General features: G+C 32.0%; 8 protein-coding genes. 6 read left to right on the forward strand and 2 right to left on the reverse strand.

Annotated features, from left to right (window positions below; translation table 11 throughout):
• The 4 genes from RMN92_RS03915 to RMN92_RS03930 form a co-directional block, all read left to right on the forward strand.
• A partial coding sequence (locus tag RMN92_RS03915; RefSeq protein ID WP_309608158.1) for a gliding motility-associated C-terminal domain-containing protein occupies window positions 1-753 on the forward strand: 753 nt, incomplete at its 5' end.
• A 52-nt stretch (window positions 754-805) separates the two neighbouring features.
• Complete coding sequence (locus tag RMN92_RS03920; protein ID WP_309608159.1) at window positions 806-1,723, forward strand: type IX secretion system membrane protein PorP/SprF; 918 nt, start codon at window positions 806-808, stop codon at window positions 1,721-1,723.
• 18 nt (window positions 1,724-1,741) lie between these two features.
• Window positions 1,742-3,676 carry an OmpA family protein gene (locus tag RMN92_RS03925; protein WP_309608160.1) on the forward strand — a complete coding sequence of 645 codons (1,935 nt, stop codon included), beginning with the start codon at window positions 1,742-1,744 and terminating at the stop codon, window positions 3,674-3,676.
• Window positions 3,677-3,780: 104 nt separating this feature from the next.
• A complete protein-coding gene (locus RMN92_RS03930) occupies window positions 3,781-4,467 on the forward strand; it encodes a porin family protein (protein WP_309608161.1) in 687 nt (228 codons plus the stop codon).
• Here RMN92_RS03930 and RMN92_RS03935 read toward each other — a convergent pair.
• Window positions 4,462-5,067, reverse strand: coding sequence for a hypothetical protein (locus RMN92_RS03935; RefSeq protein WP_309608162.1), 606 nt, complete (start codon window positions 5,065-5,067; stop codon window positions 4,462-4,464). The two genes, RMN92_RS03930 and RMN92_RS03935, sit on opposite strands and share 6 nt — an antisense overlap.
• 21 nt (window positions 5,068-5,088) lie before the next feature.
• Window positions 5,089-6,555 (reverse strand): RNA polymerase factor sigma-54, encoded by a 1,467-nt coding sequence (rpoN, locus tag RMN92_RS03940; protein ID WP_309608163.1) that lies wholly within the window; start codon window positions 6,553-6,555, stop codon window positions 5,089-5,091.
• 205 nt (window positions 6,556-6,760) lie between these two features.
• On the opposite strand from rpoN, the gene RMN92_RS03945 reads away from it, so the two are divergent.
• Complete coding sequence (locus RMN92_RS03945) at window positions 6,761-7,189, forward strand: dCMP deaminase family protein (RefSeq protein ID WP_309608164.1); 429 nt, start codon at window positions 6,761-6,763, stop codon at window positions 7,187-7,189.
• A 20-nt stretch (window positions 7,190-7,209) separates the two neighbouring features.
• Window positions 7,210-8,355 (forward strand): S41 family peptidase (locus tag RMN92_RS03950; protein WP_309608165.1); only part of this gene is annotated, 1,146 nt, incomplete at its 3' end.

Raw genomic sequence — 8,355 nt, forward strand, 5'->3', positions numbered from 1 at the left:
GTGAATGCCAACGGTACGGTAACCATTCCAGCCAATACCCCAGCAGGAAACTACCCAGTAACCTATACGATTTGTGAAGTAACCAACCCATTGAACTGTAGTACCATCACCTCAACAGTAGTGGTAAGTGCTCCAGCCATATTAGCAATAGATGATACAGTAACAATTCAATCTGGACAAAATGGTGCCATAGGTATAATAAATGCTCTAACAAACGATACTTTTGGAGGATCATCTGCGAATATATCGCTAATAAACATTTCGGTTATTACGCCAGCAACGCCTATTAGCGGGTCAATAGTTCCAGTTCTTAATACGATTACAGGTTTGGTAAATATCCCAGCTGGAACACCAGCGGGTACTTATATAATAGAATACCGAATTTGTGATAAATTAAATCCATCGAATTGTTCTACAGCAATAATTACCATAATTATTGCCCCAGTTGATGACATTGCTATTTACAATCATATAACACCAAACGACGATGGCGATAATGAATTTTTCTTCATCGACGGAATTCAAAATTTCCCTGATAATACAGTTGAAATATACAACAGATGGGGTGTATTGGTTTATAAAGCCAATGGTTATGATAATAAATCAGTTTCATTTAAAGGAACTTCGAACGGAAGAGTAACTGTTCAAGTTGATGAAAATTTACCAGAAGGAACCTATTATTACATTATTAGATATGTAAATAAAAAAGGTGAAACAAAAGAGAAAGCTGCTTACTTATATATTAATAGATAAATAAAATTCCCCCAAAATGCAAGTTTTGGGGATAATTAAAACGTTAGAACACATGAAATTAAAATTAATTATATTTGGATTTTTACTATTAAGTGTAGTGGCAAATGCGCAGCAAGAAGCTCAATATACACAGTATATGTACAATACGGCAAATATTAATCCAGCATACGCTGGTTCCAGAGGAGTTTTAAGTATTTTAGCAATGCATAGAACACAATGGGTAGGGCTTGAAGGTGCACCAAAAACCAACACAATAACCATGAGCACACCTTTAACCAATAGATTAGGGTTGGGAGTGTCTATTGTGAATGATAAATTGGGACCATCAGATGAAAATACATTTTCAGCAGATATAAGTTATGGAGTTCCTACATCTGATAACTTTAAATTGGCATTCGGACTTAAAGCATCAGCTAACTTTTTTAATGTAGATTTTAATAAGTTAAACGCATTTAAAAAAGATGATCCAATTAATGCTTCCAGAACAAACATTGACAACACATTTTTTCCAAATGTAGGTGCTGGGATTTATTGGTATTCTCAAAAAACCTATTTAGGATTATCAATTCCATATATGTTAGAAAGAAAATATTATGATAATGATGTCCAATTTACAGCTAGCGAAAGAATGCATGTTCACGTTATTGGAGGGTATGTTTTTGAATTATCAGATAATATTAAATTTAAGCCTTCAGGTTTAGCAAAAGTCGTAAAAGGTGCACCACTTCAAGTTGACATATCTGCAAATTTCCTATTTAACGAAAAATTTACCTTAGGAGCGGCCTACAGATGGAGTGCCGCTGTGAGTCTAATGGCTGGTTTTCAAATTTCCGACTCATGGTTGATAGGCTATGCTTATGACAGAGATACTACAAGATTGGGTAACTTTAATTCTGGCTCACACGAAATATTTCTTAGATATGAATTATTTAAAAATTACGATAAAGTTGTATCGCCAAGATTCTTCTAAAACATAACGATAATAAACATGAAAACTATATTAAAAAATTTACCCTTATTCTTATTAGTCTGTTTTAGTGTGAATGCGCAAAATTTAGACAAAGCTGACAAAAATTATAAAAATTTAGCCTATGTTGATGCCATAAAAACCTATGAAAAAGTAGCTGAAAAAGGATATAAATCTGTTGATTTGTTTCAGAAATTAGGCAACTCGTACTACTTTAATGCCAAATTAAAAGAAGCCAATAAATGGTATGCAGAATTGTTTGCCATGAATCAAAAAGTGGAGCCTGAATATTATTACAGGTATTCACAAACGTTAAAAGCTACAGAAGATTATGCAAAAGCCGATCAATATTTAGATAAGTTTTATGCATTATCGGGAAATGATAAAAGAGCAAGTTTGTATAAAGGTCAAAAAAACTATAAATCTACAATAGATAAAAATTCGGGTAGATATGAAGTAAAAATTACCGATATCAACTCAAAATTATCTGATTATGGTGCTGCTATGTATGGAGATCAGTTGATTTTTTCAAGCTCTAGAGAAAGTGCTAGTATGGCTAAAGTAAGTACAAAATGGACAAGCAATTCATTTTTAAATCTTTATGCAGCAAAGCGTGCAGAAAATGGAAGTTTGAGTAACCCGCAAAAATTTTCAAATTCTGTAAACTCTAAATTTCATGAAGACACTCCAGTTTTCACAAAAAATATGAAAATTGTATATTTTACTAGAAATAATTATACAAAAGGTAAAGTTGGTAAAGATCAAGAGGAAGTAATTTTACTAAAATTATATCGTGCAAGTTTGGTTGACGACAAATGGATTGATATTGTTGAAGTACCTTTTAATAGTGATAATTATAGTGTGGCACATCCAGCTTTAAGCCCAGACGAAAAAACTTTATACTTTGCTTCAAATATGCCAGGAACCAAAGGTCAGTCAGATATATTTAAAGTTCAAATTACCGGAGATAATACTTATTCAGTACCTGTAAATTTAACAGGTTCTTTAAACACAGAAGGTAGAGAAACTTTCCCATACATTACTGAGGATAACGAACTTTACTTTGCTTCTGATGGACAACCTGGTTTGGGCGGATTAGACATATTTGTTACCAAATTGAATAAAGAAGGTAATCCTGGAGGCATCATCAATGTTGGAGCGCCAATTAATGGACCAATGGACGATTTTGCTTTTCTGATTGACAAACCTTCAAGAACGGGCTACTTTTCTTCAAATAGAGATGGTGGTGTTGGGTTGGACGATATTTATTCTTTCAAAGAAACCAAAGTTATCGAACTTGATTGCAACCAAGAATTGTCAGGTATAATTACAAATTCTGAAACGGGAGAAGTATTGTCAAATGCGAAAGTAACTTTATTTGATGAGAATTTTAAAGAATTGCAAGCCACACAATCTGATGACAAAGGAAATTATAATTTCTCGGTAGAATGCAATAAAAAATATTATGTAAGAGGCGAAAAAGAAGAGTACGAAACCAAAGAAGCACCTGTTAAAACACCAAATAAATCTGGAAAAACTGTTTTGCCATTAGCTACAGCGAAAAAAATAAGAGAAATAAAAGTAGGTACAGATTTGGCTAAAACTCTTGAAATTCCTATCATTTATTTTGATTTAGACAAATCTTACATCCGTAAAGATGCTGCGCTAGAACTTGAAAAAGTATTGGTTGTAATGAAATTGAATCCAACTATTAAAGTGGATGTGAGATCTCATACAGATAGCCGACAAACATTTGAATATAACGACGCTTTATCAGATAGAAGAGCAAAATCGACCATTGCTTGGTTAATTAAAAACGGTGTCAATGCCAACAGATTGACAGGAAAAGGTTATGGTGAAAGTCAACTCATAAATAAATGTGCAGATGGTGTAGAATGTTCTGAAGAAGAACACCAACTAAACAGACGAAGCGAATTTATAGTTGTGAAAATGTAAATATAATAGGTTAAAATTATTGAAAACCATCTCAGTTTAAATCGAGATGGTTTTTTTCTTTTTAGTAAATTAAATTTTATTAACTTTAAAAAATATTTTTATACATGCAAAATTTTTTTAAAATAATCATATTTCTAACTTTTCTAAACTCTTTTTCGCAAGACATACCCAATTTTTCTGAAATTGATTCCTTGTACAGAGAAGACCAGTTTTATCTCAATTTAACCTATAACATTTTAAGAGACAAATCTGCAGGAATATCTCAAAACTCCCTTTCTTCGGGTGTTAATTTTGGTTTTTTAAGAGATTTTCCTATTAATAAATCCAGAACAGTATCTATTGCGCCAGGTCTGGGATTGTCTTTTAATAACTACAAACAAAATCTGATTATTCAAAACGGTGGTAATACTGTTCAATACAGTTTAATTGAACCCAATTTTCCATACAATAAAAACAAATTGACCATGTATTTTGTGGAGTTGCCTATTGAGTTTAGATGGAGAACTTCGACTTACGAATCACATAAATTTTGGAGAATTTACACGGGCTTAAAATTTAGTTATTTGTTAAATAGTCGCTCTAAATTTATTTCGCCAACGCAAAATTTCATAGTAAATAACAATCCAGACATAAATAAATTTCAATATGGTGTTTATTTAACTTCGGGTTGGAATTCATGGAATATTTACGCTTACTACGGGTTGCAAGATATTTTTAAAAATGGAAATTTAAACAATGATTCGCTAAAATTAAATACATTTAATATTGGATTAATGTTTTACATTTTATAACCAAAAATATAACAGAATTATTTGTGGAATTACACCAATAGTATAGCCTAAAACTAATTCTTCACTAGAATGTGCTTTCATATAAAGTCTAGATGATGCAACTAAACCATTGCATAATAGCAAAATAGTAACAAATACTACTTCTTTAATCTGAAAGTGAATGCTTCCAGCCACGCAAAACAAAGTCAATGCTGAAACTCCCAGCATATGCAAACTTATTTTTTTATGAAAAAACACCAAAATCAAAGCAAGTAAACTACTAAAAATACTACCTAAAAAAAAGTAAAATAATTCAGGAATTACATCCAATGTAAAAGTTTTAAAACTTAAAATACTTAATAACAATATTTGCATCAAAAGCGGAATTTTGCGCTGAGAAACATTGGCAATCATTATAGAATCTATCTTTTTTGAAATAATCAATAAATAGAAAAAAATTAAAGGAATAAAAACAGTAATTATTAACACTTGAATAATATACAAAAATATGGTTTCATAAATAAAATACCTTTCAGACACCAAAAAGTAAAATACAGTGGCAAAAACCGATATAAAAATAGGATGAAATAAGTAAGAAAAAAAAGGAAGTATTTTTTTCAAGAGTTTTTTGTTAAGTTGAACCTACATCTTCTTTCTCATTCTAGCCACAGGAATATCCAACTGTTCACGATACTTAGCAACTGTTCTTCTTGCAATTGGATAACCTTTTTCTTTGAGCATATCTGCCAATTGATCATCTGGCAAAGGTTTGTGTTTGTCTTCGTCTTGAATCACATCTTGCAAAATTTTCTTGATTTCAATGGTGGAAACTTCTTCACCTTGATCGTTAGTCATGGCTTCAGAAAAGAATTCTTTAATTAATTTTGTACCATAAGGCGTATCAACATATTTGCTATTTGCCACACGCGAAACAGTTGAAATATCTAGTCCAACCATATCTGCAATGTCCTTTAAAATCATGGGCTTTAGATTGGTTTCATCGCCATCCAGAAAATATTCCTGCTGAAAATGCATAATAGCATTCATGGTCACAAAAAGGGTTTCTTGCCTTTGTTTTATGGCATCGATAAACCATTTGGCAGAATCTAATTTTTGCTTAATAAATTGAACAGCATCTTTTTGAGAATTTGATTTGTCTTTCGAATCCTTGTAAGTCTTCATCATTTCCTGATAATCTTTCGAAACATGAAGTTCAGGTGCATTTCTGCCATTTAATGTCAATTCTAGTTCATCATCAACAATTCTAATGGCGAAATCAGGCACAACATGTTCAGTTATTTTGTTGCTTCCCGTGTAAGCACCACCTGGTTTTGGATTGAGTTTTTCAATTTCGTCAACACCATTTTTTAATTGTTCTTTGGAAACAGAAAATTTTTGTAATAATTTATCGTAATGCTTTTTCGTAAAAGCTTCAAATTGATCTTCAATAATATGAATAGCCAAAGCAACAGATTCCGTAGGCGTTTTGTGTTTCAATTGTAGCAACAAACATTCTTGCAAATCTCTGGCACCAACACCAGATGGTTCAAGCTCGTGAATGACATGTAGTATTTTTTCCACCGTTTTTTCATCGGTATAAATTCCTTGAGTAAACGCCATATCATCGACCATGTCTTGAATACTACGTCGAATGTAGCCCATATCATCGATACTTCCAACCAAAAATTCTGCAATATCACGCTGGTCATCGGTTAAAATGAAAGTATTCAATTGGTTAATTAAATCCTGATGAAAGCTTATGGGTGCAGAAAGTGGCGATTCTCGCTCTTCATCATCATCGCTATAATTATTAACTTGTGTTTTATAATCTGGAGTTTCATCGTTGCTCAAATATTCGTCGATATTTACTTCGCCAGTTTCTATATTTTCACTATCGTTATAATCATCATAATCTTCATTATTATCAAATTCATCTTTTTCATAAATATCTTCATTGTCGGTTCCAGTTTCAAGCGCTGGATTTTCATTCATTTCTTCAATCAAACGTTGCTCAAATGCCTGTGTTGGCAATTGAATCAGCTTCATCAGCTGTATTTGCTGTGGCGATAATTTTTGCGATAATTTGAAATTTAAAAACTGTTTTAACATTGTTTTTTATTGAAAGATGTATCGTAATTATTGAACAATAGAGTAATATTATTTGTTCTACTTTACTTTTATGATGATTATTTGTCTAAATAATTTATTTAAAATTCAAATTTATGATTTAAAATTCAAATATCATAAAATGTAAATTATAAAGCTTCTATTTTCAATTTAAATCTAAAGAAAATTTGACTTACTTTTGTATTCCATGACAGATACAAAACAAAATAAATACGACAAAGCCTATTTACGATTGGCCAAAGAATGGGGAAAACTTTCTTATTGCAAACGAAAGCAAGTTGGCGCGATTATTGTTCGTGATAAAATGATTATTTCCGATGGTTATAATGGTTCGCCATCAGGATTTGAAAATTGTTGTGAGGACGAGAATAATTTAACACATTGGTATGTGCTTCACGCAGAAGCAAATGCAATACTTAAAGTAGCACGTTCAACACAATCGTGTGAAGGCGCAACATTGTACATTACACTTTCTCCATGCAAGGAATGCAGCAAATTGATACACCAATCGGGAATTAAAAGAGTGGTATATTTAGATGGTTATAAAGACGATTCTGGACTGGACTTTTTGCGAAAAGCAGGTGTAAAAGTGGAACACATTCAAGAAATTGATTAAAACAAACCTTAATAGAAGAAATGAAAATTGATAAAATATATTTTCCAATTATAATCTTCACGGCAATTGCTGTAGGTTTCTTATTGGGTGGCATTTTTATTAACATACCAGTTTCAAATAGGCTAGCTTCGGAAAATCAAAACAAACGAAAACTCAATAAATTAATTGATTTTATCGAACATGATTATGTAGACGATATAAATACAGATTCTATAGTGGATCAGACTGTCAATGGAATTCTTGAAAAATTGGATCCACATTCTGTTTATATTGCAAAAAATGATGCAGAAGAAGTTGCCCAAAGTATGAAAGGCGATTTTGTAGGTATTGGTGTCAATTTTTTAATGCAGAATGATACTGTTGCCGTTATAAAACCAGTGGAAGGCGGTCCTTCAGAAAAAGCAGGAATCAAAGCGGGAGACAGAATTTTATTAGCCAATAATGAAAAATTATTCGGCAAAAAAATTACTACTGAAAAACTATATTCCAAACTTAAAGGCGAAGCCAATTCCGAAGTGTTATTGACTATTTTTAGAAAATCCGAAAATAAAAAATACAATATTAAAGTTGTTAGAAATACGATTCCTGTAAAAAGTGTTGACATTGCTATAATGTTGAATAAAACTGCGGGTTATATCAAAATAAATAGGTTTGCAGAAACTACTTACAATGAATTTAAAATCGGATTAAATAAACTGAAAAAACAAGGCGCAAATTCAATTGTAATTGACCTTCGAGACAATGGCGGTGGCTATTTGGATCAAGCTGTAGAAATTGCCGATGAATTTTTAAAAGAAAAAAACCTAATAGTATTTACCAAAAATAAAAAAGGAAGAATTGATAAAACGTATGCTTCAGAAGGCGGTATTTTTGAAACCGGAAAATTAACTATTTTAATCAATGAAAATTCAGCTTCCGCGAGCGAAATATTGGCTGGAGCCATTCAGGATAACGACCGTGGTTCAGTTATCGGGCGACGCTCTTTCGGTAAAGGATTGGTACAGAGAGAAATGCCTTTGGGCGATGGCTCATCTGTACGGTTAACCGTGGCAAGATATTACACACCGACGGGTCGATCTATTCAAAAATCATATAAAAAAGGTAAGGAAGATTATTTTAATGACTTTTCAAACCGTTATCAAAGTGGCGAATTGTATGCCAAAGAC

Origin of the sequence: Flavobacterium sp., from assembly GCF_031363805.1 — a bacterium.
In the GTDB taxonomy this organism is placed as follows: Bacteria; Bacteroidota; Bacteroidia; order Flavobacteriales; family Flavobacteriaceae; genus Flavobacterium.

What these genes read in the sequence shown, in the direction of transcription:
- RMN92_RS03945 (WP_309608164.1), top strand. Translation starts at nt 6,761, where the DNA reads ATGACAGATACAAAACAAAATAAATACGACAAAGCCTATTTACGATTG.
- RMN92_RS03920 (WP_309608159.1), top strand. Translation starts at nt 806, where the DNA reads ATGAAATTAAAATTAATTATATTTGGATTTTTACTATTAAGTGTAGTG.
- RMN92_RS03930 (WP_309608161.1), top strand. Translation starts at nt 3,781, where the DNA reads ATGCAAAATTTTTTTAAAATAATCATATTTCTAACTTTTCTAAACTCT.
- RMN92_RS03925 (WP_309608160.1), top strand. Translation starts at nt 1,742, where the DNA reads ATGAAAACTATATTAAAAAATTTACCCTTATTCTTATTAGTCTGTTTT.
- rpoN (WP_309608163.1), bottom strand. Translation starts at nt 6,555, where the DNA reads ATGTTAAAACAGTTTTTAAATTTCAAATTATCGCAAAAATTATCGCCA.